Source organism: Streptomyces sp. NPDC041940 (assembly GCF_055589465.1).
Genome location: NZ_JBVJBP010000002.1, coordinates 286,206 through 312,437 on the forward strand (window position 1 = coordinate 286,206; position 26,232 = coordinate 312,437).

Here is a 26,232-nt window from a genome sequence, read left to right on the forward strand (position 1 = left end):
GCCGCATACCCTACGGCGAGGTCGACGTGGCCGACCGTAGGCCCAGTTCGCGGGACAGCGCGTCCTCCACCCACTCCTGCGCCCGCGCCCGCGGCACCGCGCCCTCGTAGGACGTCAGCTGGACGGCGAGCCCGTCGAGCAGGGCGGTGAGGCGCAGGGCCGTGCCGTGCGGGTCGGGACAGTGGAACTCGCCGGCCGCCACGCCCTCCGCGATGACCTCGGCGATGGCCGCCTTCCACTGCCGGTCGAGATCCTGGGCGACCTCCCGCAGCGCGGGCTCGCGCAGTGCCGCCGCCCAGCCCTCGATCCACAGCCGCCAGCCCTTGGCCTGGCCCGTCGGGGCGTACCACCGTACGGCCGACCGCAGCCGGCGCAGCGCCGACGTACGACGGCCCAGCAGCTTGCTCAGATGCGCGAGGTCGCCCTCCGCCGCGTGCCGGAACGCGGCGGCCACCAGCTGTTCCTTCGTCGAGAAGTGATAGAGGACCAGCGCGTTGCTCACACCGAGCACCGAGGCGATGTCGGCGATCCTGACCGCCGTCACGCCTCGCGCCTCGATCTGCTCGACGGCGGCCCGCAGCAGATCACCGCGCCGTTCCGCCACGCTCAACCGGACTCTCGTCACGCCGTCACCCTACACACGCGTGTGTACCCTCCTGACGTGTGGATTCGGCCGGTTCGAGGTCCCTCAGCGGTACCAGCCGAAGCGCTCCGCGATCACCGGCAGCCGGTCCGCCGCGATCGCGTGGGCGGCGGCTCGCGGTGTCGTCCCGTCGGCCTGCGCACGGGCCAGCATCCGCTCCACCAGGGCCCGCATCGAGCCACGGGTGTGGGCGAACGCCTCCTCCGCGTCGGCGCCGATGTCCCCGAAGAGCGTCCACCACCACCAGGCGTTCGTCCCGGAGTTCACCACCACGTCCGGCAGCACGGTCACCCCGCGCGCGGCCAGCAGCAGCTCCGCCTCCGGTCGTACGGGCATGTTGGCCGCCTCGACGACCCAGCGGGCGGTGATCCGCTCCTGGTTCCCGGAGTCGATCGCGTACGAGACGGCCGCGGGTACCAGGACGTCCGTGTCGGCCGACAGCCACGCGTCGCCGGGCAGGTCGCGGTCGCCGGGCCGCAGCGCGGAGCGGTCCACGGTGCCGTGGGCGTCCCGCGCGGCGAGCAGCGCTTCGACGTCCAGGCCCGCCGCGTTGGCGATCGTGCCCTTGAGGTCGGCGACGGCCACGACCGTGAGCCCCGCGCGCGTGAGGAAGCGGGCGGTCGCCCCGCCCATGGTGCCCAGCCCCTGGAGGGCCACCCGCGTCCCCGTGTACGGCACGCCGGCCCGGTCCAGGGCCGTGAGGGCCGCCTCGGCCACACCGCAGCCGCCGACCAGCTCGTCGAGACCGAGGCCGTCCACCTCGACCGCGAACGCGTCCCCGAGCCGCCGCCGCGCCTCGGCCTCGTCGTCCAGCAGCGGATACACGGCCTGTATGGAGGAGACCAGCCCCGCCTCGGCGGCGGCCCGGTCCACCAGGTCCTGGGTGAGCCCGAGGTCCTCGCCCGTCGTCCAGCAGCTCTCGATGTACGGCCGCATCGCGCGCAGATAGCGCACGAGCAGGGCGTACGCCTCCGGGTCCCGGGGATCGCAGTCGATGCCGCCCTTCGCGCCGCCGAGCGGGACGTAGCGGCTCTCGGGGTCGTAGTGCAGGGCCTCCTTCATGGTCATCCCGCGGGCCAGGCCGGTGACCTCGTCCAGGGTGCAGCCCGCGCGCATCCGCAGACCGCCGCTGGCGACACCGCGCACCAGCCGGTCGACGACCAGAAAACCCTGGTGACCGGTGAGGTGGTCGGTCCAGGTGAGGGACAGCAGGGGGCTGGCCATGCGGGCTCCTTCGCCGGGTTGCTGAATCACCGGTCAGTATCACCCTCGGAGGGACCCCTGTGTCCCGGTGTTGTCGGAGGGGCCGACCATAATGGAAAGCCTGACCGACTCCACCTGGAGGTACCGTGGCCGGTTTCCGTTCCCTGAGCACCGGGCTCCGTGCGCTGCGGCCCGGGGCGTTCGGCGCGGATCCGCGCGGTGAGCGCATGGCGCGCATCCGCAGATCGCCCCACTTCGAGGACGGGGTCTTCCAGAACCCCGGCGGCCCCGCCCGGACCCGGCCCTCGGGCTCCACCCTGGACTTCGCGAAGGTCTTCTTCGACAAGGAGACCCGGCCCCGCCGCAGCCCGAAGGGCACGGTGCCGCTGCACTCCACCACCCTCGCCGACATCGCCAGGCCCCCGGCCACGGGGCTGCGGCTGACCTGGATGGGGCACTCCAGCGTGCTCGCGGAGATCGATGGCCGGCGCGTCCTGTTCGACCCGGTGTGGGGTGAGCGCTGCTCCCCGTTCCCCTTCGCCGGGCCCAAGCGGCTGCACCCGGCGCCGCTGCCGCTGGCCGCGCTCGGCCCGGTCGACGTGGTGGTCATCTCGCACGACCACTACGACCACCTGGACATGCCCACCATCAAGGCCCTGGCCGGCACGGACACGCTGTTCGCCGTGCCGCTCGGCGTCGGCGCGCACCTGGAGCACTGGGGCGTGTCCGCCGACCGGCTGCGCGAACTGGACTGGCACGAGACCACGAAGATCGGCGGCCTCGCCCTGACCGCCACCCCGGCCCGGCACTTCTGCGGCCGGGGCCTGCGCAACACTCAGCACACCCTGTGGGCCTCCTGGGTCGTCGCCGGGGAGGAGCACCGGATCTACCACAGCGGCGACACCGGCTACTTCGAGGGTTTCAAGGAGATCGGCGCCGAGCACGGGCCGTTCGACGCCACGATGATCCAGATCGGCGCGTACTCCGACTTCTGGCCCGACATCCACATGACCCCCGAGGAGGGCATGCGCGCCCACCTCGACCTCCAGGGCGGGCCGGAGCACGGCCCGATGCTGCCGATCCACTGGGCCACCTTCAACCTCGCGACACATCCCTGGGCGGACCCCGGCGAGGGGACGGTCGCGGCCGCCCGCGCGGTGGGCGCCCGGGTCGCCCTGCCCCGCCCCGGCGAGCCCTTCGAGCCCACGGCGGAAACCGTCCCGTCAGAGCCGTGGTGGCGTGGGGTGGCGCTCGCTCCCGCGGGTGGATTCCCGGCCGGGGAGGCCCTCGCCGACGCCACCGTCAAGACCGCGTCGGACACGGCAGCCGTGGCCCAGGCCAATACGGTGAGTGACGGGCCGGGGAGGTCGGCCAAGGGCACCGAGGACCCCGAGACGCTCCCGGCGGGCTGACGGGGAGCGGACGGCGGGCGGTCGGCGAGGGCCGGGGAGCGAGAGGCTCCCCGGCCCTCGCTGTTTCCGTGTGACCGCTTCTGACCAGGTCGGATCGGACTGTTTCCGTTCATGATCGAGCGCGTGACGGAATTATCGGGCTGTCGTGCGAGACCTCATACCAGGGCGGGACGCTCAGCGTATGAGTTTGTCAACTGCCCACCGCACATGATGCGCTGACGACTACTGTCAGTGGCCGTCGGGAAACAGGACGGATCAGGGAGCGGGGACCGGCACGTGCAGGCGCAAGGCGGACGAGGGAGTCGACGCGACGGGGATCCCCGCCGCCCACGCACCACCGACGCCGGTACGGCTACGGCCGTGGCCTCCGGGGAGCCGGCCCGGAGGGCGCGGAAGCGGCCACGCGAGCCCGATCGCACGCCCGCGAGCCCCCCTGGCACCCCGGACCGACGGACCAGCACGAGGACACCGATGTCTCACCTCCGCGCCCCGGCCCCACGCGCAGACCGCCGTGAGGGCGGGCGGCACGGGCGGCCGGCCGCCCGCACCGCACCCGCGCTGCCCGAGACCCACATACGGCCCCAACTGCTGCGTCTCGCCGTGCTGCCGCCCATCGCCGTCGCCCTCAGCGGCTCTGCCGCCGTCCTCTTCACCGTCCGGTCCACCGGAGCGCGCCCGGGCCTCACGCTGTGGGCCGTGCTCGCCGGGGCGGTCTCGGTGACCCTCGTCGGCATCGTCGTCGCCGCGGTGGCCGCCAACCGGGCCGCCCGGTCCGTGCACGACCGCATCGGCGTCCTGCGCCGCACCACCACGCGCCGTGAGGCCGATCTGCGGGCCCTGGTCGAGACGTTGCGCCGCGGCGACGGCCAGCCGCGGCACGCTCCCGACGAGCAGCGCGGCGGTCCCGCCGAGGACGCCGACGACTTCGACCTCCTCGCCGCCGACCTGACCCGTGCGCACGACGGCGCCCTCACCGCCGTCGTCGAGGCCGCACAGCTCTCCAGCCAGGCGGGCAGCGAACAGAAGCTCGAGGTGTTCGTCAACCTCGCCCGGCGCCTGCAGTCACTGGTGCACCGCGAGATCTCCATCCTCGACGAGCTGGAGAACGAGATGGAGGACCCCGAGCTGCTCAAGGGGCTCTTCCACGTCGACCACCTCGCCACCCGCATCCGCCGGCACGCCGAGAACCTCGCCGTGCTCGGCGGGGCGGTCTCCCGCCGCCAGTGGAGCAACCCGGTCTCCATGACCGAGGTGCTGCGCTCGGCCATCGCCGAGGTGGAGCAGTACTCGCGGGTCAAACTCGTGCCGCCGATCGAGGGCACCCTGCGCGGCCACGCCGTCGCCGACGTCATCCACCTGCTGGCCGAACTCGTCGAGAACGCCACGGTGTTCTCCGCCCCGCAGACCCAGGTGCTGCTGCGCGCGGGCCTCGTCACCTCCGGGCTCGCCGTCGAGGTCGAGGACCGCGGACTCGGCATGCCCGTCGAGGAGCAGTCGCGGATGAACGCCCTGCTCGCCGACCCGGACCAGGTGAACGTCGCCCGGCTCCTCGCTGACGGCCGTATCGGCCTCTACGTGGTCTCACAGCTCGCCCGGCGGCACGGCATCAACGTCCGCCTCCAGACCAACATCTACGGCGGAGTGCAGGCGGTGCTCGTCGTGCCGCAGGCGCTGCTGGGGGCGGAGACGGGAGCGCCGGAGGGCGCCGGGCAGCCCGAGGGCGGGCCGTCCGAAGCCGGGGCGTCAGCGGAGTCCCGGAGGCCGTACTCGGCCGAGGCGGCGGTGTCCGGCGGGACCGGCCCTGGAAGCCCGCCCGATTCCGGATCCGCGCCCGCGTCCGGGGCCTCGACGGCGTACGGATTCTCGTCCGTGTCGGGTACCGCGTCCGACCCACCGCCGCCGGTCCCGCCCTCCGCACCCATCGCGTTCCGGGCGCACCAGCGGGAAACCGAACCCGACCCGGACGGCACCCCGACGAACGGCCACCCCGCGCCCCTGCCCGTGCGCGGGACCCGTCGGGAGCGGCCCACCCCGGCCGAGGCACGGCCCGGGATCGGCCCGGACGACCAACGCGTCCTCGCCGGGAACGTGACCGAGCCGCCCACCCCCCGCAACGGCGCCGTGCGCGGCACCATGGGCAAACCCCAACTGCCCCGCCGCCGCGCCCAGGAGCACATCGCACCCCAGTTGCGCGACGGTCCCACGCCGCGCCAGGACTCCGAGTACCTCGTCGGCCACGACCCCGGCCTGATGGCGGCCTTCCAGCGCGGCATCAGCCTCGCCGAGGCGCAACAGCACATGGAGTCGGGGCACATGGAGCCGGTGCACACCGACCACCGCACCACCACCCGGCAGGACGGGAGCGCACCCGCCGGATGACCACCCCCGTATCCACCCCCACACCCCTGTCCACCCCCACCCCCAGCGCTCCCGCAGACCTTCGTACCCCAAGGAGTCGATCCACGATGGCGAGTGATGCGCCGACCGCGCAGGTGTCCGATCTCGACTGGCTGATGAGCGGCCTGGTGCAGCGCGTACCGCACACGAACGCCGCGGTGCTTCTGTCCTGCGACGGGCTCGTGAAGTCCGTGCACGGCCTCGACCCGGACAGCGCCGACCACATGGCCGCCCTGGCCTCCGGCCTCTACTCACTCGGCCGCAGCGCCGGCGTCCGCTTCGGCGACGGGGGTGATGTCCGGCAGGTCGTCGTCGAACTCGACTCGACCCTGCTGTTCGTCACCACCGCCGGCTCCGGCACCTGCCTGGCCGTGCTCGCCGGCCGCGAGGCCGACGCGGCCGTGCTCGGCTACGAGATGGCGATGCTCGTCAAGAGCGTCCGCCCCTACCTGGTCACCGCTCCCCGGCAGCAGTCCGTCGAACCCCCTGCGATGAGGCCTTGACCGTGACGGCGGCCGGTGACGGGCCCTGGCTCGACGACGCGGCCGGGCGGCTGGTGCGCCCGTTCACCGTCAGCAACGGCCGCACCCGTCCCACCGTCGCGCTCGACCTCATGTCGCAGCTGATGGCCACCGGGGCGACCCCCCTCGGCTATCTCGGCCTCGAGCACACCCAGGCGCTCGACCTGTGCCGCGCGCCCGTCGCGGTCGCCGAGGTCGCCGCCCATCTGAAACTGCCGGTGGCCGTAACCAAGGTGCTGCTGGCGGATCTCGTGGACTGCGGGGCGCTGACCACCAAGCCCCCCGCGTTCTACCACAACCCGACGGACCGGGCTCTTCTGGAGGCAGTGCTCGATGGACTACGACGACAGCTCTGACTACGCCGACGGACCGCGCGGCAGCGCCGATCCGTTCCCCACCGCGCTCAAGATCCTGGTCGCGGGCGGGTTCGGCGTGGGCAAGACGACCTTCGTCGGCGCGGTCAGCGAGATCGCGCCGCTCAGCACGGAGGAGCTTCTCACCACCGTCGGTGCCGCGACCGACAACCTCGACGGCATCGAGAACAAGGTCGAGACGACCGTGGCCATGGACTTCGGCCGCATCACCCTTGACCCGAGACATGTCCTGTACCTGTTCGGCACACCCGGCCAGGAGCGCTTCTGGTTCATGTGGGACGAGTTGTGCGAGGGCGCTCTGGGGGCGGTCATCCTCGCCGACACCCGCCGTCTGGAGGAGTGTTTCGCGGCGGTCGACTTCTTCGAACAGCGCGGCCTCGGCTTCATCGTCGCCGTCAACGAGTTCGACGGTTCCCACCGCTACGACCCCGAGGAGGTGCGCGCGGCCCTCGACCTGACCGACGACGTCCCTGTCGTGTGCTGCGACGCCCGGATCTCCAGCTCCGGGGTCCGGACCCTGCTGACCCTCGTGCGCCACCTCATCGCCCACACCCCGGCCCCCACGACGGGGTACGGCGCCCATATGTGACCCCCTCACACCTGCCACGGAGCCCCTGTATGACGCATGCCCACACTTCGCGAGTACGCCCATGAGCTACGACCCGCCGCGCCCGGCCGGTCGTCTGCTGCTCACCCCCGAGGACAAGGAGGCCCCCGCCCGCACCCACCGACTGCGCCGGCTGGGCCTGGGGGAGCGCCCCGAACCCGCACTCGACGCCTTCGCCCGCCGGCTCGCCGAGCTCACCGGGGCGCCGTACGCCATGGTCAACTTCCCCGACGAGCAGCGGCAGTTCTACGCGGGCCTGTACGTCCCGGCCGTCGCGCCGGTGGTGCGCGGCGACGGCACCAGCCCTCAGGTGGGCCGTGCCCTGCCCCGCGACCATGGCTTCTGCCCCCATGTGGTGGCGCGACGCAAGGCCCTGGTCCTGGAGGACGTCCGCGACTATCCGCGGTTCGCGGGCAATCCGGTGGTCGACGAGTTCGGCATCCGCTCCTATCTGGGGGCACCGCTCCTCGACGGCACGGGGCTGGTGCTGGGCACGGTCAGTGTCGCCGACGTCGAGCCGCGGCCCTGGGGGAAGCCGGGCCTGACGGCCATCAAGGAACACGCCGCGCAGCTCGTCCTGCGGCTGGAGGGCCTCGACGGCTCGCTGCCCTACTGAACGCCCGGGTTTCCGCGCCCTCTCCCGAGGGCGTGAAGGAAAGCTGAGGCGGCGCTTAAGAAAGTCTCGATGGACCGGTGCGGCCGCCGTACGGCAGATTGCCGTGCGATCCCACTCCTCTCCCGGCCCAGGGGCTTCTTCGGCATGCCCGGGGCCGGGACTCACCCACAGGAGCCCTAGCGGTGAAGGCGCTGGTCAAAGAGAAGGCGGAGCCCGGGCTGTGGCTCACGGACGTACCGGAGCCCGCCGTCGGACCCGGTGACGTACTGATCAAGGTGCTGCGCACCGGTATCTGCGGCACCGACCTGCACATCAGAGCCTGGGACGGCTGGGCGCGGCAGACCATCGGCACCCCGCTCGTGCTCGGGCACGAGTTCGTCGGCGAGGTCGTGGAGACCGGACGGGACGTCACCGACATCGGCATCGGCGACCGGGTGAGCGGAGAGGGCCATCTGGTGTGCGGCAAGTGCCGCAACTGCCTGGCGGGCCGCCGGCATCTGTGCCGGGCCACCGTGGGGCTGGGGGTGGGCCGGGACGGGGCGTTCGCCGAGTACGTGGCGCTGCCCGCCGCCAACGTCTGGGTGCACCGGGTGCCCGTCGACCTCGACGTGGCCGCGATCTTCGACCCGTTCGGCAACGCCGTGCACACCGCCCTGTCGTTCCCGCTCGTCGGCGAGGACGTCCTGATCACCGGCGCGGGCCCCATCGGTCTGATGGCCGCGGCCGTGGCCCGGCACGCCGGCGCCCGCAACGTCGTGATCACCGACGTCAGCCCGGAGCGACTGGAGCTGGCCCGCAAGATCGGGGTGAGCCTCGCGCTCGACGTCTCCGGTGCCGGCATCGCCGACGGGCAGCGCGCGCTCGGTCTGCGCGAGGGCTTCGACATCGGCCTGGAGATGTCCGGCCGCCCCGAGGCCATGCGCGACATGATCGCCAACATGACGCACGGCGGCCGGATCGCGATGCTCGGCCTGCCCGCCGAGGAGTTCCCCGTCGACTGGGCCCGGATCGTCACCTCGATGATCACCGTCAAGGGCATCTACGGCCGCGAGATGTTCGAGACCTGGTACGCGATGTCCGTGCTGCTCGAAGGCGGCCTCGACCTCTCGCCCGTCATCACCGGCCGGTACGGATTCCGCGACCACGAGGCGGCGTTTGCCGACGCGGCCGGCGGCCGCGGCGGCAAGGTCATCCTCGACTGGACCGCGTAACTTCCCTGTCCCGCAAGCACCTCAGGAGCCCCCTCATGTTCGACTCCGTGCGCGACGACCTGCGCGCCACCCTCGACGAGATCCGCGCCGCCGGCCTGCACAAGCCCGAGCGCGTGATCGGCACCCCTCAGTCGGCCACCGTGAGCGTCACCGCGGGCGGCCGCCCCGGTGAGGTCCTCAACTTCTGCGCCAACAACTACCTCGGCCTCGCCGACCACCCCGAGGTCGTCGCCGCCGCCCACGAGGCCCTGGACCGCTGGGGCTACGGCATGGCCTCCGTCCGCTTCATCTGCGGCACGCAGGAGGTGCACAAGGAACTCGAGGCGCGGCTGTCGGCGTTCCTCGGCCAGGAGGACACGATCCTGTACTCCTCCTGCTTCGACGCCAACGGCGGCGTGTTCGAGACGCTGCTCGGCCCCGAGGACGCGGTCATCTCCGACGCGCTCAACCATGCGTCGATCATCGACGGCATCCGCCTGTCCAAGGCCCGTCGCCTGCGCTACGCCAACCGTGACCTGGCCGAGCTGGAGGCCCGGCTGAAGGAGGCGTCCGACGCGCGCCGCCGGCTGATCGTCACCGACGGCGTCTTCTCCATGGACGGCTATGTGGCGCCGCTGCGCGAGATCTGCGACCTGGCCGACCGCTACGACGCGATGGTCATGGTCGACGACTCGCACGCCGTCGGCTTCGTCGGCCTCGGCGGGCGCGGCACGCCCGAACTGCACGGCGTCATGGACCGCGTCGACATCATCACCGGCACCCTCGGCAAGGCCCTCGGCGGCGCGTCCGGCGGTTACGTGGCGGCCCGCGCCGAGATCGTCGCCCTGCTGCGCCAGCGCTCCCGGCCGTACCTCTTCTCCAACACGCTCGCCCCGGTCATCGCGGCGGCCTCTCTGAAGGTCATCGACCTGCTGGAGTCCGCGGACGACCTGCGCGTCCGCCTCGCCGAGAACACCGCCCTCTTCCGCGGCCGGATGACCGAGGAGGGCTTCGACGTCCTCCCCGGCGACCACGCCATCGCACCCGTGATGATCGGTGACGCGGCGGTCGCCGGCCGTCTGGCGGAGCTGCTGCTGGAGCGCGGTGTGTACGTGATCGGCTTCTCCTACCCCGTCGTGCCGCAGGGGCAGGCCCGGATCCGGGTGCAGCTGTCGGCCGCGCACTCGACCGAGGACGTCAACCGTGCGGTGGACGCGTTCGTGGCGGCGCGGGCCCAGCTGGACGCCGAGCAGGGCTGAGCGGCGCATTTGAGACAATCGATCGCATGATCGAAGCGCGGCGGCTCCACATCCTCCGTGCGGTGGCGGACCACCGTACGGTGACGGCGGCTGCCGCCGCGCTGTACCTCACCCCGTCGGCCGTCTCCCAGCAGCTCGCCGCGCTGGAGCAGGAGACCGGGCACCGGCTCGTCGAGCGCGGCGCCAAGGGCGTACGGCTCACCCCCGCCGGTGAGATCCTGCTCAACCACACCAACGCGGTCCTCGCCCAGCTGGAGCGGGCCGAGGCCGAGCTGGCCGCGTACAGCTCGGGAGCGGCGGGCACCGTCACGGTCGCCGCTTTCGCGACCGGTATCGCCCTGGTCGTGGCGCCCGCGGTCGCCCGGCTCGCCGAGTCCGCGCCCGGTATCCGCCTCCGCGTCCAGGACGCCGAGGGCGACGCCAGCCTGCCGATGGTGCTGGACCGGCAGGTCGATGTCGCCGTCGCCGTCGAGTACCGGGGTGCCCCGCCCGCCGACGACCCGCGACTGGCCCACGTCCCGCTGTACGCCGAGCCCTTCGACGCGGTCGTGCCGGTCACCCACCGGCTGTCCGGCGCGCCGGAGGTCCCGCTCGCCGAACTGGCCAAGGACCCCTGGATCGGCCCGTACCCCGGCAACCCCTGCCATGACGTGGTGGTCCTGGCCTGCGAGAATGCCGGCTTCCAGCCGCGTATGGAGCACTCCTCGGACGACTTCCGCGCGGTCGTCGCCCTCGCCTCCGCCGACGCCGGTGTCGCCCTCGTACCCCGCTCGGCGCTGCGCGGCATGGACCTCACGGGCGTGGTCGTCCGCCCCGTCGACGGCACCGCCCCCACGCGGCGGGTCTTCGCCGCCGTCCGCCGGGGAGCCGAGGAGCATCCCCTGATCCGCCCGGTGCTGGACGCGCTCGGCGCGGCGGGCCAGGCGCAGCCGCTGCCGGTGTGAGGACCGCGAAACGAGGCTGTCTCATATTCGGGATAGCGTCCCGGATATGAGAACCGATGGCGATGGCGCGGACCCCGTCGACACCCGGCTGGGCGTCCGCCTTGCCGAGCTGCGGGCCGAACACGGCTGGTCCCTGGGCGAGTTGGCCGACCGCAGCGGAGTGAGCCGGTCCACCCTGTCCCGGGCCGAGCGGGCGGAGATCAGCCCCACGGCCTCGCTGCTGAACCGTCTGTGCGCCGTCTACGGGCGGACCATGTCCCAGCTGCTCAGCGAGGTCGAGGCCGAGCCGGCGCCCGTGGTGCGGGCGACCGACCAGTCCCGGTGGCAGGACCAGGCCTCCGGATTCGTACGGCGCTCCGTGTCCCCGCCGCACTCCGCCCTGCGCGGCGAACTCGTCGAGGCCCGCCTCTCGCCCGGCGCCGACATCGCCTACGACCGTCCGCCCGTCGCCGGCCTGGAGCAGCACATCTGGGTCCTGGAAGGCGCCCTCGACGTGACCGCGCAGGACACCGAACACCACCTCGGCACCGGCGACTGCCTGCGCATGCGCGTGTGGGGGCCGACCCGGTTCAGGTGCGCCGCTCCCGAGGGCGTGCGGTATCTGCTGGCGGTGGTGCGGCCGTGATCGTCAACCGTCTCGACGAAGCTCAACTCCGTCAGTTGGCCGGGAAGCTGGCGGGTCTCCTGACCGCCACCGTCGACGCCGGTGCCTCGGTCGGCTTCCTCGCCCCGCTCGACCGCGCGGAGGCTCTCGCCTGGTGGGAGGGGCGGGCCGCCGACGTGGCGGCGGGCCGGCTCGTCGTATGGGCGGCGGACGACGGGGACCGGGTGCTGGGCACCGTGAGCCTCGCCTTCCCCGGCAAGGCCAACAGCCGTCACCGCGCCGAACTCGTCAAGCTCATGGTGGACCCGGACGCCCGCGGGCGCGGCCTCGGCCGCAGACTGCTGGCGACGGCGGAGGACGCCGCCGCGGCGGCCGGTATCACCCTCCTGCACCTGGACACCGAGACCGGCAGCCCCGCCGAGCGTCTGTACCGGTCCGCGGGCTGGACCGCGATCGGCGCGATCCCGGACTACGCGGCGAGCCCCGACGGGGTGCTCCGGCCGACGACGATCTACTGCAAGCGCATACCGGCAGGCGCTCTCACCAGGTGATTGTCAGTGGGTGCGGCTACCGTGCCTGCCATGCCGGATGCCGAAGACGTACGACGTATCGCCCTCTCCTTCCCGGACACGACGGAGAAGATCGCCTGGAGCATGCCCACGTTCAGGGTCGCGGGAAAGATGTTCGCGACGCTGCCGGAGGACGAGACGTCCATCGCCGTGCGCTGTCCCAAGGTGGAGCGGGACGAGTTGGTGCTCGCCGAGCCGAAGAAATTCTGGATCGCCGACCACGAGTCCTCGTTCGCCTGGGTGCGGGCCCGGCTGGACGCGCTGGAGGGCGAGGACGAACTGCGGATCATCCTCGCCGACTCCTGGCGCCAGGCGGCCCCGAACCGGCTCCTGGAGGCGCATCCCATGCTGGGACTCCCGACGGAAGAGTGACGCCCCCCAGGGGGCAGGCCCCCGGAAACGGATGCGCGATCACCGGCGCGAGTGCGGTATTGTTTCCCTGCGCGTTCGGCCGGGGGAACCCCCAGGTCAGACGGGCAACGGGACGTGGCGCAGCTTGGTAGCGCACTTGACTGGGGGTCAAGGGGTCGCAGGTTCAAATCCTGTCGTCCCGACAGAATCGACCAGCGGGTCTGCCGGAAGGCAGGCCCGCTGATTGCGTTACGAGGTCAGCCGCCGCCGTCGAGGTCGTCGCGTCGGCGCAGGACCTCCAGCTCGTGATCGCTCAGCCGCATCTCGTACAGCTTCCCTCGGGCGTTCTCGAAGGGCCGGTGGAGGATCATCATCAGCCGGCCGTCGAAGGTGTGGAACAGCATGCCGTGGCCGCTGTCGTCGCGGACCAGCGGCCGGCGCTGCTCCCACGGGCCGTGCACGTCCCCGGACCTCGACACGGCGTAGGTCTGTACGTAGCCGCCGCTGACGGTGCCGTCCTCGCCGGCCGTGTTCTTCTCGTAGGTCGACCACAGCATGAGCAGCGACCCGTCGGGGGTGCGGTACAGCTGAGGGCCGTCGGTGATGTAGGGCGGGAGCTGGTGCGGTACGCCGGCGGGGATCTGCTCGGCGGTCCAGGGCGCGTCCGAGGCCTTGAACAGATAGAGCGGGTCGCCGGTCGCCCGGGACAGGTCCGGGGCCAGCCGGACCGCCTCCATCGTTCCGTCGACGGTCTGGAGCCACTCGTGCGCGTACACCATCCAGGGCTGCCCGGACGGGTCGACGTACAGCGTGCCGTCGAGGGTCATGAGGTGCTCGGGCGGGACGGGGCGTGAGGGGTCGAGCACGGTGAACGGGCCGAGCAGGGAGTCGGAGACCGCCGTGATCGTGCCGCGCATATGGGTCGGGGTCCGGAACGGGACGCCCCACTGGTCGGGCGGCGGGACGGGGAGCGGCCGGTCCTCGTTGTGCAGCGTGGTGAACAGGTAGTACCTGCCGTTCCACGCGTGCACCTCCGGCGCCCATGCGCCGTCCGTCGCCCAGACTCCCTCCTGCCCGGCGGTCCGGAACACCACGACGGGGGACGTCCAGTCGCGCAGGTCGCGGCTGCGGTAGACCATCGTGCCGGTGCCGTCCACGCCCGACACGGACGGGACGTTGGACGTGTAGAGGTGGTAGGTGCGGGTCCTGTCGTCGGCGACGACGAACGGATCGTGCAGCGGCATGTCGGGAAGCCGCATCAGCTCACCCCTTCGTGAGGGCCCGCCCCCCGTCAGATCACACAGCCCGCATGGGCCAGCGCCTGCTTCAGCAGCACTCCGTGTCCGCCCGGCATCTCGCTCTGCACCGCCTCGGAGACGGCCTCCTGCGGGCTGAACCACACCAGGTCGAGCGCGTCCTGCCGGGGTCGGCAGTCGCCCGTCACCGGCACGATGTAGGCCAGCGACACCGCGTGCTGGCGGGGGTCGTGGTACGCAGTGATGCCCTGGGTCGGGAAGTACTCCGCGACCGTGAAGGGCTGCAGCGACGCCGGGACGCGGGGGAGCGCGACCGGGCCGAGGTCCTTCTCCAGGTGGCGCAGCAGGGCGTCGCGGACGCGCTCGTGGTGCAGCACCCGGCCGGAGACCAGCGTCCGGCTGACCGTTCCGTCGGGCCCGATGCGCAGCAGCACACCGACACTGGTGACTTCGCCGCTGTCGTCGACGCGTACCGGGACGGCCTCGACGTACAGGATCGGCATGCGGGCGCGTGTCATCTCCAGTTCGTCGGAGGACAGCCAGCCGGGCGTGGTATCGGTCATGTCAGACATTGCTTGATCATACTTTCAGCCGTTCGGACTTCCTGGATAGCCGCTCCAGGGGAACTGTGACCGGCCCCACGCCGTCCTAATCCCCTCCCGGCATGCCGACCTGCGGCCGGTAGACCCGCAGGGCGTTGTCCCGCCCGGCCCACCGCGCGATGCGCAGCGCGTCCGGCGGGGACAGCTCGTCGGTGTCCACCCGCTCCTGGAGCAGCCCCGCGAGCCCCTGCCGGAAGGCCAGGGCCCCGAGGTGGAAGAACTCCGCCACACCGTACGCGTCGGAGCTGTACAGCAGCTTGCGGAACGGTGTGATCTCCAAAGCCTCCGCGAGGACCGCACCGGCCCGGGCGGGGCCGACGTGGTGCAGGGTGAGACCGACGTCGAGGTACACCTGCTCGAAGACCGCCGCGAGGTAGGCGGCCTGCCGCTGGTACGGCCAGCAGTGCAGCAGCAGGACGGGGATCGTCCCGGCGGTCAGGTGCAGCCAGTCCGTGAGACGGGCGGGGTCGGCCCGGTGCAGCCGGATGTCGTTGTCGCCGAACCCGGTGTGCAACTGGAGCGGCAGGCCGAGGTCGACGGCGGTCCACAGCAGATGCCGTACGAGGACCGGGTCGGCCAGCCGGCCCCCGCGCCCGGACCAGCGCCGGGCCGCCTCGGTGACCTCCGCGTCCGAGGGGCGGGCCGGGTCCAGGTCGAAGCCGGTGCGGTAGGCCGCCACCGACTTCACGGCCACCACGCCGGGCCGCCGCACGGCGTCGTGCGCGGCCGCGCGGAAGACGTCCGCGTACGCGTCCGGCTCCACCCCGGCGGCCCGCACCGACTCGGCGAGCACCTCCAGCCGTACGACCTCGTACGCGGACCCGCCCGCGGCCTCGGCGAGTTCGGGCGGGGTGGTGAGCCGCTCGGCGCCGAAGCCGGTGTCGACGCAGAAGACGTCCGTGCCCGACGCGCGCAGGAAGCGCCGCCGCACCTCCTGCCAGCCCAGCTCGGAGCGGCGGGCGAGGTACTCCTCGGCCGGGGCGTGCCGGGGCAGGTCCAGCAGGGGAGCGCAGTGGCGGCGCACGGCCACGCCCACGGGGCTGTCGAAGGGCGACACGCCCGGCCAGGCGTCGCCCTCCGTGAGGAGCGACTCGAAGGCCGCGCGGTCGAGGTCGGCGGTGACGGTGCCGTGGCAGTGGTGGTCGACCAGCCTCAGGGCGTCGAGTGCCTCGCGGACCGCGCTCACGTCAGTACTTCCAGCGGTACGCCACCGCCACCTGGTCGTCGTCCAGCCCGGCCACGGACGCCAGTTCGCCCCGCCGTACGGCGATCACCGCGTCGGCCAGGACCGGTCCGAGTGCCGCGCGCAGCGCCTCGTCCTCGCGGAACTCCTCGACGGCCTCCTGCAGCGAGACCGGCAGCCGCCGCACGCCCCGGGCCGCCGCCTCCGTCTCCGCCAGCCGTACCGGGTCCCCGGTGATCTCCCCGGGCAGGGCGGCTGACGAGGACAGGCCGTCCAGTCCGGCGGCGATCAGGGAGCCGATCGCGAGATAGGGGTTGGCCGCCAGGTCGACCGGCTTGATCTCCAGGTTGGCCGCCTGGTCGCGCAGGCCCGCGGTGCCGGTGATGACGCGCAGCGCGGTCTCCCGCGTCTCGCGGCCCCAGGCGGTGAACACCCCGGCCCACTGGGAGGGCCTGAGCCGCAGATAGCTCGCCGGGCTGGGGGCGGTCACGGCCGTGAGACCGGGCAGATGGGCGAGGAGACCGGCCGTGAACCACTCCGCCTCGGCCGTCATGCCGTACCGGCCCTCGCCCCCCGAGTGCAGGTTGACGCCCGCGCGCCAGGCGGAGAGGTGGACGTGGCCGCCGTTGCCGACGCCCTGTCCCACGACGGCCGGGGCGAAGGAGACCCGCAGCCCGTGCCGCTGGGCCACCGCGCGGACGGTCTGCCGTACCAGCACGCTGCGGTCGGCCGCCGCCACCGGATCGACGGCACCGACCGAGATCTCGAACTGCCCCGCCGCGTACTCGGGATGGACCTGTTCGACGTCGATGCCCTGCGCGGCGCAGGCCGCCAGCAGGTCGGCGGTGTAGTCGCCGAGTTCGACCTGCCGGGTGGCGCCGTAGGCGGGGCCGGTCGTCGCGGGCACGAACGCGTCGTCGGGTGCGTCGCCCCTGGCCACGGTCCACTCGATCTCGATGGCCGCCCGGAAGGCGAGACCGTGCCGCTCGGCCGCCTCGGTGACGACCCGGCGCAGGAACGTGCGCGTGCAGCCGGGGTGCCGCTCCCCGTCCTGCGTGATCCGGTCGACCGGCGCCCACGCCCAGCCGGGCTGCCCGGCCAGCACCACCAGCTGGTCGAGGTCGGGATAGAGGCGCAGGTCGCCGTCGGGGGAGCCGAGGACGTCGGTGGTGACGATGGAGTCGTTCGCCAGGAACGTGTCGAACACCGGGGACATGCCGACGCCCCAGGCGGCGGCGGAGGCGAGCCGGGCCGTCGGGACGGTCTTCACCCGGCCGATGCCCGCGGTGTCGACGTAGGACAGCACGACGCCGTGCACGCCCCGCCCGGCGAGCTCGCCGCTCAGCGCGGTGGCCCGCTCGACGTCGCCGGGGCGGCCACCGGGTACGGGATCGGCCAGGGTGGTCATACGCTGCTTCCTCAGGTCAAGGCTTCACGGCCACCGCGCCGAACTGCGGTACCAGCACGGCCGAGCCGTCCTCGGCGTGCCACTGACCGCACGACACCATGCCCGGTTCGAGCAGTTCCAGCCCGTCGAAGAACGCGGCGATGTCCGTGCCGCTGCGGGCGGTGATCGGGGGAGTGGCGTTCTCGTTCCAGAACTTCATGGCCGGTATCTGGCCCGCGCCGCCGAGCTCGTCGTCGAAGGTGGGGTGGGTGAGGACCAGGAAGCTGCCGGAGGGGACGGCGGCCATCACGCGGCGCACGATGTCCCGGGCCTTCTCGGTGTCCAGCACGAAGTTGAGGATGCCCAGCATCATGACGGCGACGGGCCGGTCGAGGTCGAGGGTGTGCCCGGCCCGTTCGAGGATGGCGTCGGGGTCGTGCACATCGGCGTCGATGTAGGCGGTGACGCCGTCCTGGGTGCCCGTCAGCAGGGTGCGGGCGTGCACCAGCACGATCGGGTCGTTGTCGACGTAGACGATCCGCGAGTCGGGCGCGATCCGCTGGGCGATCTCATGGGTGTTGTCCGCCGTCGGCAGCCCCGTGCCGATGTCGAGGAACTGGCGCACTCCGCGCTCGCCGGCCAGGAACGACACGGCCCGGCCCAGGAAGTCCCGGTCCGCCCGGGCGATGTCCCGGATGATCGGGAACATGCCGGCGACGTGCTCGCCGACCTTCTGGTCGACCTCGTAGTTGTCCTTGCCGCCGATCCAGTAGTTCCACACGCGGGCGTTGTGCGCCACACCGGTGTTCAGCCGCGCCGAGCCGCTCGGCGGGGTGTGGCTCTCACTCACGTCTCTTCCTCTCCTCGCACGAGCGACCGGAGGACCGGCCATCGCCGCCATTGTGCCGTTCCGGTGATCACGCTGTCCCGGGAATCGGCGGAGCGGGCAGGGCCCTTGGCGCGTCGTGGGGGAGAGCCGTCGCCGGGCTACTCGACCTCGCTGGGGTCCGGGGAGGGAGTCTTGCCGGCCAGCACGTCCTTGAGGTTCTGGGTGCCGATCTTCACCGCCTGTTCGGCGGAGTCCTGCTCGTCCCCGTCGAGCCCGCCCGCCGTGACGGTGATGGCGTCGTTGCCGACGCGTACGGCCGCGACGGTCAGGGTCAGCGTGGCCTCCGCACCCCCGGCAGCCCCCTGCACCGTCACGCGCAGGCCCTGACGGGCGTCGCCCACCTTCGGCAGCGAGGTCTCGATGACCTGGACGGTGCGCTGCTCGCCGTCCTCGGTGACGGTGAACTGGTCGCATTTCTCCGGCAGGGTCGCCATCCAGTTCAGGGAGTCCTGCGGGTCGGTCCGGTCGTAGGAGGCGACCTGGTACAGCAGGCGAGAGTCGCCCTGCGTGAAGCCGCGCAGGGCGTTCGCTCCCGACGGCCTGCCCAGCAGATCGTCGTCGAACAGGGAGTTCATGAGCCGCTGGCAGTCGGCGGCGTCGGTCTTGGCGGTGAGGAAGTCGGAGACGTCGACCGTGCCGATGACCAGACTGTCGTTCCAGTTCTCGGCCTCCGTGTCCTTGACCTGGGTCCAGTCGTCCTCGATGTCCGCCTCGGTGATCAGCGCGGCCCGGGCGCCGTCCTCGGTGAGGGTGGCGCTGGGAGAGGGGGTCTGCTGCTTCCCGGCGACCTGTGTCGCGGTGATGCCCGACGCGCGCGATCCGTCTCTGTCGTCGCCGCCGTCCGAGCAGGCGGCGGTGGTGAGCAGGGTGCCTGCCGCCAGGGCGGAGGAGAGAACGCGGGCGAGCGGGGACGGACGACGGGTCATCGGGAGTGCCTCCTGAGAGCGTGACGCGTGTCCTCAGCGCACCACCGGCTCCGGCGGGCCACCACCGGCACCGGACTGTTCGGGTGAGCGCCGTCCGGAGCACGGCCGCGTCACGCTCCGGTCCGCGCGGGGCCGCGCGCCGGGGCGGTGTTTCCGGCAAGGCGAGGCGTTCGACGCCTGGCTTCGGGGATCCCGTGCGCTGTTCAATGAAGCTGTACACCCGCCGAGCGGAGCCGTACACCCGCCGAGCGCGAGAGGAGCCGCCCGTGTCACCCGCCGTCGTGCCGCCCGTCGGCGCGCGTATCCGGCAGGCCCGACTGGAGCGCGGCACGAGCCTGCGTGCGCTGGCCCGGGAGGTCGGTGTGTCGGCGAGTCTCGTGTCGCAGATCGAGACCGGCAAGAGCCAGCCCTCCGTCAGCACGCTGTACGCGATCACGACGGCCCTCGGGATCTCCGTGGAGTCCCTCTTCGACGCACGGGCCTCGGCGCCCGTGGTGGGGGCGAGCACGCCCGGTTCCCTCCCGCAGGCCCTCGCGGCCTTCGCCGCCGACCCGGGGCGGCGTATCGGCCCGCTGGCCGTCGCGGGCCGGCGCGAGACGCTGGAGCTGGACTCGGGGGTCGTGTGGGAGCGCCTCGGGCGGGTGCCGGGCGCGGACGTCGACTTCCTGCTGGTGACCTACCGGCCCGGCGGCTCCTCGGCAGGCTCCGGCGGACTGATGCGGCACGGGGGCGCCGAGTACGGCTATCTGGCCTCCGGCGAGCTGATCCTCACCCTCGGTTTCGACGAGTACACGGTGCGCCCGGGCGACGCCGTCTGCTTCGAGTCGACGACTCCCCACCGTTACCGCAACGATGGAGAGGTACCCGCTGTGGGCGTCTGGTTCGTGTCCGGCGATGTTCAGTGACACTTGACACCCCTGGCACCCGGGCGTTCACTCCGAAGTGGGGGTGGTCGCCATGGCGATCCGCACATACGGCCCCAACGCCGTCGACTGGGAAGAGCGCATCGACCTGGACCGGCTGCGCGGGCAGCGGCTGGCCCGGCTGCACGAGTCCCTGAACCGGTCCCGGCTGGGCGCGGTGCTCAGCTTCGACTTCGCCAACATCCGCTACATGACGGCCACCCACATCGGAACCTGGGCGATGGACAAGCTGATCCGCTTCGCCCTGCTGGTGCGCGACGGCGAACCGGTCGTCTGGGACTTCGGCTCCGCCGCCCGCCACCACCAGCTGTACAACCCGTGGCTTGACCACAGCGACGGCAAGGGCGGCCCGCCCACCGGCGCCCGCGCCGGCATCTCCACCCTGCGCGGTGCCTTCCACCCGGACGCCGGGATCGCCGAGGACGTGGCCGCCAAGATCGCCGGAGAGCTGCGCGAGCACGGGCTCGCGAACGAACCGCTCGGCGTCGACGTCGCCGAGATGCCGGTCCTGGCCGCCCTGCGCGCCGAGGGCATCGACGTCGTCGACGGACAGCAGGTCTTCCTGGAGGCCCGCCGGATCAAGACCGGCGACGAGATCGCCCTGCTCACCCAGGCCTGCGCCATGGTCGACGCCGCCTACGAGGAGCTGTACGGCTACCTGCGCCCGGGCGTCCGCGAGAACGAGTGCGTCGGGGTCGTCAGCAAGGTCCTGTACGACCTCGGCAGCGAGTACGTCGAGGGCGTCAACGCCATCTCGGGCGAGCGCTGTTCACCGCACCCGCACGTCTACAGCGACCGTCTGATCCGCCCGGGCGATCCGGCCTTCTTCGACATCCTGCACAGCCACCTCGGCTACCGCACCTGCTACTACCGCACCTTCGCCGTGGGCAGCGCCTCCCGCGCGCAGCGGGACGCGTACGTGCGCTGCCGGGAGTACATGGACCAGGCGATCGCCCTGGTCCGGCCCGGGGCCACCACCGCCGACATCGTCCAGGTCTGGCCGCGCGCCGAGGAGTTCGGCTTCGCCGACGAGACCGCCGCCTTCGCGCTCCAGTACGGCCACGGCGTCGGCCTGTCGATCTGGGAGAAGCCGATCTTCAGCCGCCTGGTCTCCCTCGACCACCCCGAAGTCCTGGAGGAGGGCATGGTGTTCGCCCTGGAGACCTACTGGCCGGCCGCCGACGGCTGGTCCGCCGCCCGCATCGAGGAGGAACTGGTCGTCACCGCCGACGGCTGCGAGGTCATCACCAAGTTCCCCGCCGAGGAACTGCTGGTGGCCGGGCGCAAGTACTGGACCGTGGGCGGCGAGCTGAACACCCGTCGCGAGGCGCAGTCGCATCTGAACACCGGGTCGCAGTGATGGAACCGGCCGCCCTCCTCGACGCCTACGAGCGGATGGCCGTCATCCGCCGTACGGAGAAGGCCGCCCACGACCTCTTCCTGCAAGGCCTGGTGAAGGGCACCACCCACCTCGCCGCCGGGCAGGAGGCGATCGCCGTGGGCGCGAGTGCCGCCCTGCGCCCCGACGACTATGTGTTCGCCACCTATAGAGGCCACCACCATGCCCTCGCCCGGGGCGCCACGCCCGAGGAGTGCCTGGCCGAGCTGATGAGCCGGGCGACCGGGCTGTGCAAGGCCAAGGGCGGCTCCATGCACCTGACCAAGGCCGCCACCGGCATGCTCGGCTCGTACGCCATCGTCGGATCCCACCTCCCCATGGCGGTCGGGGCGGCCTGGTCGGCCCGGCTGCGGGGGACCGAGCAGCTCGCGGTCGCCTTCTTCGGCGACGGCGCCACCAACATCGGCGCCTTCCACGAGTCGCTCAATCTGGCCGCCGTGTGGAAACTGCCCGTGCTGTTCGTGTGCGAGAACAACCTGTACATGGAGTACACACCCATCGCCGACGTCACGGCGGTGCCCCGGCCCGCCGCAGACCGGGCGCCCGCGTACGGCATCCCGGGCGAGGTGGTCGACGGCAACGACGTGGTGGCCGTGGCGGAGGCGGTGGGGCGGCTCGCGGCGCGGGCCCGTGCGGGAGACGGGCCCGCCGTGCTGGAGGCCGAGACCTACCGGCACTTCGGGCACAGCCGCGCCGACCCCGCGACCTACCGCCCGGCCGAGGAGGTCGAACGCTGGCTGAAGCACGACCCGTTGGACCTCGCCCGGGGGCGGCTCGCCGAGCTGGGCATCGGGGCGGAGGCGGTCGCCGAGGCCGACGAGCGGGCCCAGGACGTCGTGGAACGGGCCGTCGAGGCGGCGAAGGCCGCGCCGCCGCCCGACCCGCGGGAGGCACTGACCGACGTGTGGGCCGACGGAGGTGCCGCATGGCGGACGTGATCACCTACCGGGACGCCGTCGCCGAGGGCATCGCACGCGAGATGCGCCGGGACGCCTCGGTGGTGTGCCTCGGGGAGGACATCGGCGCGGCCGGCGGTGTGTTCAAGACGACCGTGGGGCTGCGCGAGGAGTTCGGACCCGGGCGGGTGTGGGACACGCCCATCTCCGAACAGGCCATCGTGGGCGCCGCGATGGGCGCCGCCCTGACCGGGATGCGGCCCGTGGCCGAGATCATGTTCTCCGACTTCCTGGCCTGCTGCTGGGACCACCTCGCCAACGAGATCCCCAAGGTCCGCTACATGACCGGCGGCCAGGTGACCGTGCCGCTCGTCGTGCGCACCGCCAACGGCGGCGGACTCGGCTTCGGCGCCCAGCACTCCCAGGCCACCGAGAACTGGGCACTGACCGTCCCCGGCCTGAAGATCGCGGCACCGGCGACGCCCGCCGACGTCATCGGCATGCTGGCGGCGGCGATCCGCAGCGACGACCCCGTGGTCTTCTTCGAGCACAAGGCCCTCCTGGCCACCAAGGGCGCCCCGCCGCCGCCCGGTCACCTCGTCGAGCTGGGGCGGGCCGCCGTCGTGCGCGAGGGCACGGACGTCACGCTCGTCGCGCTGGCCTCCATGGTGCCCTTGGCCCTGCGTGCCGCCGACGTGCTGTCGGGGGAGGGGATCGAGGCGGAGGTGATCGACCTGCGCTCGCTGGTCCCGCTGGACACCACGACCGTCCTCGCCTCACTGGGCAGGACCTCGCGGCTCGTCACCGTCGAGGAGAACCCGTACCAGGGCGGCTGGGGCGCCACCGTCGTCTCGGTCGTCGCCGACGAGGGCTTCGGCCTGCTGGACGCGCCCGTGCGGCGGGTGACGGGGGAGTGCGTCCCGCTGCCGTTCGCGGACGCGCTGGAGGAGCGGGTCATCCCCACCGCAGAGAAGGTCGTGGCGGCGGTCCGGAGCCTCGCCGCGTACTGAACACCCCATGGAAGGAACCGCGATGACTGATCGGACACTCCTTCGCGCCGGGCATGTCATATCGATGGACCCCGCGGTCGGGGACCTGCCGAGGGGTGACGTCCTCGTCGAAGACGGAAGGATCGCCGCCGTACGGCCCGAGATCAGCGCCGACGCCGAGGTCCTCGACATGACCGGCCGCATCGTCATCCCCGGCTTCGTCGACACCCACCGCCACACCTGGGAGACCCCGATCCGGGGCGTCGCCCCCGACGCCACCCTCGACGACTACTTCGTCGACGTCCTCGACAGCTTCGCACCCCTCTACACCCCCGAGGACGTCTACGCCGGCAACCTCGCCGGCGCGCTCGAATGCCTCAACGCCGGCATCACCACGCTCGTCGACTGGTCGCACATCAACAACACCCCCGAGCACCCGGACGCCGCGATCCAGGGCCTGAGGGAAGCCGGCATCCGGGCGCAGTACGCCTACGGCAGCGCCAACACCTCCCTCGCCGAGTACTGGTTCGAGAGCAAGATCGCGATCCCGGCCGACGACGTACGCAGGATCCGGTCGGCCTACTTCGCCTCCGACGACGGCCTGCTGACCATGGGCCTCGCCACCCGCGGACCCGGCTTCTGCGTCAACGACGTCGTCGCCGCCGAGTGGGCCCTGGCGCGTGAACTGGGCATCCCGATCACCGTGCACGTCGCCATGGGGCGTCTCGCCGGCCGCTTCGGCATGGTCAAGCAGCTCCACGGCATGGGGCTCCTCGGCCCGGACACCACCTACGTCCACTGCTGCTACCTCAGCGAGGAGGAGTGGCGGATGGTCGCCGACAGCGGCGGCACGGTGTCGGTCGCGCCGCAGGTGGAGCTCCAGATGGGGCACGGCTGGCCGCCCGTGATGCAGGCGATCGAGCACGGACTGCGGCCCTCGCTCAGCATCGACGTCGTCACCACCGTGCCCGGCGACATGTTCACCCAGATCCGCGCCGCCTTCGGCGCCGAACGCGCCCGTGTCAACGCCGACTGCTGGCAGGCCAACATGCCGGTGCCCGGCACCATGCTGACAGCGCGCCGGATGCTGGAGCTCGCCACCGTCAACGGCGCCCATGTCGCAGGTCTCGAGGACCGCACCGGCTCCCTGACGCCGGGCAAGCGCGCCGACATCGTCGCGATCGACGCCACCGCGCCGAACGTCGCCCCCGTGCACGACGCGGCAGCCGCGGTGACCCTGTGCGCGGACGTGTCCAACGTGGACACCGTCCTGGTCGACGGTGTGGTCCACAAGCGCGACGGAAGGCTGCTCGCCGACACCGGGCGGGCCCGCCGGCTAGTCGAGGAGTCCCGCGACCGGCTCCTCGCGGCGAAGGAGGCGAAGGCGAAGGGGGAGAGGGCCACCGCATGACGAACCACCTGGTGCGCCGCGCCGCCGGCCGGCCCGATCCGCCGTACGACGGCCACGGCCACCGGCGGCGGACGCTGGTCGGCGAGGACGACGGCAGTGTGCACACCGGCTTCGGCCTCTGTGAACTGCGGCCGGACGGCCGCGTGCCCGCCCATGTGCACTCGTACGAGGAGACCTTCCACGTCCTGGACGGGGCGGTGATCCTCGACGTGCCCGAGGGGTCGTACCTCCTGGAGGAGGGCGACTACGGCCTCCTGCCGACCGGCGTCCCGCACGCCTGGCGTGGTGCCGGGAACACCGGCGGGCGCTGGGCGGACATGCTGGCCCCCGTGCCGCGGGCGCGCTACGGGCACGACACCCAGGCGGTGCGGGAGCTGCCCGCCCGCGACCCGGTCCGGATCGACGTCCGCGACCCGCGCACCCGGACCTTCGGGCACTTCGAGCCCGACCAGATGGATCCCGGCAAACAGTCCCAGGACCTGCTGGCCGCCACGGCGAGCATGCGCACCGCGCTGCTGGTCTACAGCGGCATCACCGTGAAGATGATGGTCGACGGCGACCTGGGCGCGGTCGCCTCGACGATGTTCATGGTGCGGTACGCGTCCGACGGCGTCATCGGCACGCACGACCACCCCTTCGAGGAGACCTATCTGATCCTGGAGGGCGTGGCGGAGGCCACCCTCGACGGCGAGCGGTACCGGCTGGAACCCGGCGACCTCGCCTGGGCGGGCGCCGGTTGCGTGCATGGGTTCGTCAACGCCGGGCAGGGGCCCCTGCGGTGGCTGGAGACACAGGCGCCGCAGCCGCCGTCACGGCACTCCTACCGGTTCACGCGGGACTGGGACTACCTGCGCCAGGCGCTTGAGGAGGAGTCATGAGCAGTGTCCTTGTCGTCGGAGGCACCTCGGGGATCGGTCTCGAGTTCGCCCGGACCCGGGCCGAGTGCGGGGACGACGTGGTCCTGACCGGCCGCGACGCCCACCGGGCCGACACGCTCGCCAAGGAGTTCGGCGCCCGGGGCCTCGCCCTCGACCTGTCGCGACCGCTGGAGGTAGCGGCGGCGCTGGCCGGAATGGGGCGCGTCGACCATCTGGTGATCGCGGGTGTCTCCCGGGACGACAACAAGGTGACCGAGTACGACATCGACGCCGCGCTGCGTCTGGTCACCCTCAAGCTCGTCGGCTACACCGAGGTCGTGCACACGCTGCGCACCCGACTGCACGACGACAGCGCCATCGTGCTGTTCGGCGGACAGGCCAAGGAACGCCCCTATCCGGGCGCGACGACGGTGGCGACCGTCAACGCGGGCGTGCGCGGCCTGATGAACTCCCTCGCCGTCGAACTCGCTCCCGTCCGGGTCAACGCCGTGCATCCCGGTGTCGTCGGCGACAGCCCCTACTGGCAGGCCAAGCCGGAGAAGGTACTCACCACACTGCGTACCGAGACGCCCACGGGCCGCCTCGCCACGATGGCGGACGTGGTGGACGCCGTCGAATTCCTGCTGCGCAACCGCTCGGTCAACGCGGTCGAACTGACCGTGGACGGGGGGTGGTTGCTGGGCTGAGCAGCGGGGGGGCCCCCCCCCCCGCGGAGGGCCCCCCCCTCTCCCGGCCCCCCCCCCCCCCCTCCCCCGGTCTTCGTCGCCAGTCCCCCACCCATGCCCACAGAAGGTGTTCCCCTC

27 protein-coding genes and 1 tRNA gene are annotated in these 26,232 nt (G+C 72.4%); 20 read left to right on the plus strand and 8 right to left on the minus strand.

Annotated elements, in window-relative coordinates; all coding sequences use genetic code 11:
• Window positions 1-10 precede the first annotated feature (10 nt).
• Window positions 11-625: a TetR/AcrR family transcriptional regulator gene (locus tag ACZ6I3_RS05940; RefSeq protein WP_469412077.1), complete on the minus strand. Its 615-nt coding sequence runs from the start codon at window positions 623-625 to the stop codon at window positions 11-13.
• 63 nt (window positions 626-688) lie between these two features.
• Window positions 689-1,867: a Glu/Leu/Phe/Val dehydrogenase dimerization domain-containing protein gene (locus tag ACZ6I3_RS05945; RefSeq protein ID WP_469412078.1), complete on the minus strand. Its 1,179-nt coding sequence runs from the start codon at window positions 1,865-1,867 to the stop codon at window positions 689-691.
• Window positions 1,868-1,992: 125 nt separating this feature from the next.
• Here ACZ6I3_RS05945 and ACZ6I3_RS05950 point away from each other — a divergent pair, with 125 nt between their 5' ends.
• From ACZ6I3_RS05950 to ACZ6I3_RS06010, 13 genes are all read left to right on the plus strand, one after another.
• Window positions 1,993-3,258, plus strand: a complete 1,266-nt coding sequence (locus tag ACZ6I3_RS05950) for an MBL fold metallo-hydrolase (RefSeq protein ID WP_469412080.1) — start codon at window positions 1,993-1,995, stop codon at window positions 3,256-3,258.
• A gap of 471 nt (window positions 3,259-3,729) precedes the next feature.
• Window positions 3,730-5,637, plus strand: coding sequence for a sensor histidine kinase (locus tag ACZ6I3_RS05955; RefSeq protein WP_469412083.1), 1,908 nt, complete (start codon window positions 3,730-3,732; stop codon window positions 5,635-5,637).
• An 86-nt stretch (window positions 5,638-5,723) separates the two neighbouring features.
• Window positions 5,724-6,158: a roadblock/LC7 domain-containing protein gene (locus tag ACZ6I3_RS05960; RefSeq protein ID WP_215117258.1), complete on the plus strand. Its 435-nt coding sequence runs from the start codon at window positions 5,724-5,726 to the stop codon at window positions 6,156-6,158.
• A 2-nt stretch (window positions 6,159-6,160) separates the two neighbouring features.
• A complete protein-coding gene (locus ACZ6I3_RS05965) occupies window positions 6,161-6,532 on the plus strand; it encodes a DUF742 domain-containing protein (protein ID WP_189726304.1) in 372 nt (123 codons plus the stop codon).
• On the plus strand, window positions 6,510-7,139 hold the full coding sequence (locus tag ACZ6I3_RS05970; RefSeq protein ID WP_469412085.1) for a GTP-binding protein: 630 nt from the start codon (window positions 6,510-6,512) through the stop codon (window positions 7,137-7,139). Before ACZ6I3_RS05965 ends, ACZ6I3_RS05970 begins: the two co-directional genes overlap by 23 nt.
• A 61-nt stretch (window positions 7,140-7,200) precedes the next feature.
• A complete protein-coding gene (locus ACZ6I3_RS05975; protein ID WP_469412086.1) occupies window positions 7,201-7,773 on the plus strand; it encodes a GAF domain-containing protein in 573 nt (190 codons plus the stop codon).
• A gap of 182 nt (window positions 7,774-7,955) precedes the next feature.
• Window positions 7,956-8,984 carry an L-threonine 3-dehydrogenase gene (gene tdh, locus ACZ6I3_RS05980; protein WP_469412088.1) on the plus strand — a complete coding sequence of 343 codons (1,029 nt, stop codon included), beginning with the start codon at window positions 7,956-7,958 and terminating at the stop codon, window positions 8,982-8,984.
• Window positions 8,985-9,019: 35 nt separating this feature from the next.
• On the plus strand, window positions 9,020-10,222 hold the full coding sequence (locus ACZ6I3_RS05985) for a glycine C-acetyltransferase (protein ID WP_469412090.1): 1,203 nt from the start codon (window positions 9,020-9,022) through the stop codon (window positions 10,220-10,222).
• Between the two features lie 26 nt (window positions 10,223-10,248).
• Window positions 10,249-11,166 carry a LysR family transcriptional regulator gene (locus ACZ6I3_RS05990; RefSeq protein WP_468184552.1) on the plus strand — a complete coding sequence of 306 codons (918 nt, stop codon included), beginning with the start codon at window positions 10,249-10,251 and terminating at the stop codon, window positions 11,164-11,166.
• Window positions 11,167-11,212: 46 nt separating this feature from the next.
• Complete coding sequence (locus ACZ6I3_RS05995) at window positions 11,213-11,791, plus strand: helix-turn-helix domain-containing protein (protein WP_469412091.1); 579 nt, start codon at window positions 11,213-11,215, stop codon at window positions 11,789-11,791.
• A complete protein-coding gene (locus ACZ6I3_RS06000) occupies window positions 11,788-12,321 on the plus strand; it encodes a GNAT family N-acetyltransferase (protein ID WP_469412092.1) in 534 nt (177 codons plus the stop codon). The genes ACZ6I3_RS05995 and ACZ6I3_RS06000 overlap by 4 nt, the downstream gene beginning before the upstream one ends.
• Before the next feature lie 30 nt (window positions 12,322-12,351).
• Complete coding sequence (locus tag ACZ6I3_RS06005; protein WP_469412094.1) at window positions 12,352-12,711, plus strand: MmcQ/YjbR family DNA-binding protein; 360 nt, start codon at window positions 12,352-12,354, stop codon at window positions 12,709-12,711.
• Window positions 12,712-12,819: 108 nt separating this feature from the next.
• Window positions 12,820-12,893: transfer RNA gene (locus ACZ6I3_RS06010), tRNA-Pro, on the plus strand.
• A gap of 54 nt (window positions 12,894-12,947) precedes the next feature.
• On the opposite strand, the gene ACZ6I3_RS06015 is transcribed toward ACZ6I3_RS06010, so the two are convergent.
• The 6 genes from ACZ6I3_RS06015 to ACZ6I3_RS06040 form a co-directional block, all read right to left on the minus strand.
• The gene (locus ACZ6I3_RS06015; protein ID WP_469412096.1) at window positions 12,948-13,949 is read right to left on the minus strand and encodes a glycoside hydrolase family 43 protein; all 1,002 of its coding nucleotides are present in this window, start codon (window positions 13,947-13,949) and stop codon (window positions 12,948-12,950) included.
• A 32-nt stretch (window positions 13,950-13,981) separates the two neighbouring features.
• Entirely contained in the window at window positions 13,982-14,518 is a 537-nt protein-coding gene (locus tag ACZ6I3_RS06020) for an NUDIX hydrolase family protein (protein ID WP_215117242.1), read from the minus strand.
• 76 nt (window positions 14,519-14,594) lie between these two features.
• Complete coding sequence (locus ACZ6I3_RS06025; RefSeq protein ID WP_469412097.1) at window positions 14,595-15,734, minus strand: amidohydrolase family protein; 1,140 nt, start codon at window positions 15,732-15,734, stop codon at window positions 14,595-14,597.
• 1 nt (window position 15,735) lies between these two features.
• Window positions 15,736-17,139 (minus strand): type I glutamate--ammonia ligase, encoded by a 1,404-nt coding sequence (locus ACZ6I3_RS06030; protein WP_469412099.1) that lies wholly within the window; start codon window positions 17,137-17,139, stop codon window positions 15,736-15,738.
• 16 nt (window positions 17,140-17,155) lie between these two features.
• Window positions 17,156-17,968 carry an SAM-dependent methyltransferase gene (locus tag ACZ6I3_RS06035; RefSeq protein WP_469412100.1) on the minus strand — a complete coding sequence of 271 codons (813 nt, stop codon included), beginning with the start codon at window positions 17,966-17,968 and terminating at the stop codon, window positions 17,156-17,158.
• Between the two features lie 137 nt (window positions 17,969-18,105).
• A complete protein-coding gene (locus ACZ6I3_RS06040) occupies window positions 18,106-18,933 on the minus strand; it encodes a hypothetical protein (protein ID WP_469412101.1) in 828 nt (275 codons plus the stop codon).
• A gap of 266 nt (window positions 18,934-19,199) precedes the next feature.
• On the opposite strand from ACZ6I3_RS06040, the gene ACZ6I3_RS06045 reads away from it, so the two are divergent.
• From ACZ6I3_RS06045 to ACZ6I3_RS06075, 7 genes are read left to right on the plus strand one after another with little or no spacing between them, the layout of a single operon-like run.
• Window positions 19,200-19,838: a helix-turn-helix domain-containing protein gene (locus ACZ6I3_RS06045; protein WP_469412103.1), complete on the plus strand. Its 639-nt coding sequence runs from the start codon at window positions 19,200-19,202 to the stop codon at window positions 19,836-19,838.
• A 52-nt stretch (window positions 19,839-19,890) separates the two neighbouring features.
• Complete coding sequence (locus ACZ6I3_RS06050) at window positions 19,891-21,216, plus strand: M24 family metallopeptidase (RefSeq protein ID WP_469412105.1); 1,326 nt, start codon at window positions 19,891-19,893, stop codon at window positions 21,214-21,216.
• A complete protein-coding gene (locus tag ACZ6I3_RS06055) occupies window positions 21,216-22,193 on the plus strand; it encodes a thiamine pyrophosphate-dependent dehydrogenase E1 component subunit alpha (RefSeq protein ID WP_469412106.1) in 978 nt (325 codons plus the stop codon). The genes ACZ6I3_RS06050 and ACZ6I3_RS06055 overlap by 1 nt, the downstream gene beginning before the upstream one ends.
• Window positions 22,181-23,161, plus strand: a complete 981-nt coding sequence (locus ACZ6I3_RS06060; RefSeq protein ID WP_469412108.1) for an alpha-ketoacid dehydrogenase subunit beta — start codon at window positions 22,181-22,183, stop codon at window positions 23,159-23,161. The genes ACZ6I3_RS06055 and ACZ6I3_RS06060 overlap by 13 nt, the downstream gene beginning before the upstream one ends.
• Window positions 23,162-23,183: 22 nt before the next feature.
• Window positions 23,184-24,551: an amidohydrolase family protein gene (locus ACZ6I3_RS06065; RefSeq protein WP_469412109.1), complete on the plus strand. Its 1,368-nt coding sequence runs from the start codon at window positions 23,184-23,186 to the stop codon at window positions 24,549-24,551.
• Window positions 24,548-25,429 carry a cupin domain-containing protein gene (locus ACZ6I3_RS06070; RefSeq protein ID WP_469412110.1) on the plus strand — a complete coding sequence of 294 codons (882 nt, stop codon included), beginning with the start codon at window positions 24,548-24,550 and terminating at the stop codon, window positions 25,427-25,429. Before ACZ6I3_RS06065 ends, ACZ6I3_RS06070 begins: the two co-directional genes overlap by 4 nt.
• The gene (locus ACZ6I3_RS06075; RefSeq protein WP_469412113.1) at window positions 25,426-26,115 is read left to right on the plus strand and encodes an SDR family oxidoreductase; all 690 of its coding nucleotides are present in this window, start codon (window positions 25,426-25,428) and stop codon (window positions 26,113-26,115) included. Before ACZ6I3_RS06070 ends, ACZ6I3_RS06075 begins: the two co-directional genes overlap by 4 nt.
• Window positions 26,116-26,232 lie beyond the last annotated feature (117 nt).

Bases quoted from the DNA above. Each gene is read 5' to 3' on its own strand.
- ACZ6I3_RS05945 (WP_469412078.1), bottom strand. From the start codon at position 1,867: ATGGCCAGCCCCCTGCTGTCCCTCACCTGGACCGACCACCTCACCGGT.
- ACZ6I3_RS05955 (WP_469412083.1), top strand. From the start codon at position 3,730: ATGTCTCACCTCCGCGCCCCGGCCCCACGCGCAGACCGCCGTGAGGGC.
- ACZ6I3_RS05960 (WP_215117258.1), top strand. From the start codon at position 5,724: ATGGCGAGTGATGCGCCGACCGCGCAGGTGTCCGATCTCGACTGGCTG.
- ACZ6I3_RS05970 (WP_469412085.1), top strand. From the start codon at position 6,510: ATGGACTACGACGACAGCTCTGACTACGCCGACGGACCGCGCGGCAGC.
- ACZ6I3_RS05975 (WP_469412086.1), top strand. From the start codon at position 7,201: ATGAGCTACGACCCGCCGCGCCCGGCCGGTCGTCTGCTGCTCACCCCC.
- ACZ6I3_RS05985 (WP_469412090.1), top strand. From the start codon at position 9,020: ATGTTCGACTCCGTGCGCGACGACCTGCGCGCCACCCTCGACGAGATC.
- ACZ6I3_RS05990 (WP_468184552.1), top strand. From the start codon at position 10,249: ATGATCGAAGCGCGGCGGCTCCACATCCTCCGTGCGGTGGCGGACCAC.
- ACZ6I3_RS05995 (WP_469412091.1), top strand. From the start codon at position 11,213: ATGAGAACCGATGGCGATGGCGCGGACCCCGTCGACACCCGGCTGGGC.
- ACZ6I3_RS06005 (WP_469412094.1), top strand. From the start codon at position 12,352: ATGCCGGATGCCGAAGACGTACGACGTATCGCCCTCTCCTTCCCGGAC.
- ACZ6I3_RS06015 (WP_469412096.1), bottom strand. From the start codon at position 13,949: ATGCGGCTTCCCGACATGCCGCTGCACGATCCGTTCGTCGTCGCCGAC.
- ACZ6I3_RS06020 (WP_215117242.1), bottom strand. From the start codon at position 14,518: ATGTCTGACATGACCGATACCACGCCCGGCTGGCTGTCCTCCGACGAA.
- ACZ6I3_RS06030 (WP_469412099.1), bottom strand. From the start codon at position 17,139: ATGACCACCCTGGCCGATCCCGTACCCGGTGGCCGCCCCGGCGACGTC.
- ACZ6I3_RS06040 (WP_469412101.1), bottom strand. From the start codon at position 18,933: ATGACCCGTCGTCCGTCCCCGCTCGCCCGCGTTCTCTCCTCCGCCCTG.
- ACZ6I3_RS06050 (WP_469412105.1), top strand. From the start codon at position 19,891: ATGGCGATCCGCACATACGGCCCCAACGCCGTCGACTGGGAAGAGCGC.
- ACZ6I3_RS06055 (WP_469412106.1), top strand. From the start codon at position 21,216: ATGGAACCGGCCGCCCTCCTCGACGCCTACGAGCGGATGGCCGTCATC.
- ACZ6I3_RS06060 (WP_469412108.1), top strand. From the start codon at position 22,181: ATGGCGGACGTGATCACCTACCGGGACGCCGTCGCCGAGGGCATCGCA.
- ACZ6I3_RS06065 (WP_469412109.1), top strand. From the start codon at position 23,184: ATGACTGATCGGACACTCCTTCGCGCCGGGCATGTCATATCGATGGAC.
- ACZ6I3_RS06070 (WP_469412110.1), top strand. From the start codon at position 24,548: ATGACGAACCACCTGGTGCGCCGCGCCGCCGGCCGGCCCGATCCGCCG.
- ACZ6I3_RS06075 (WP_469412113.1), top strand. From the start codon at position 25,426: ATGAGCAGTGTCCTTGTCGTCGGAGGCACCTCGGGGATCGGTCTCGAG.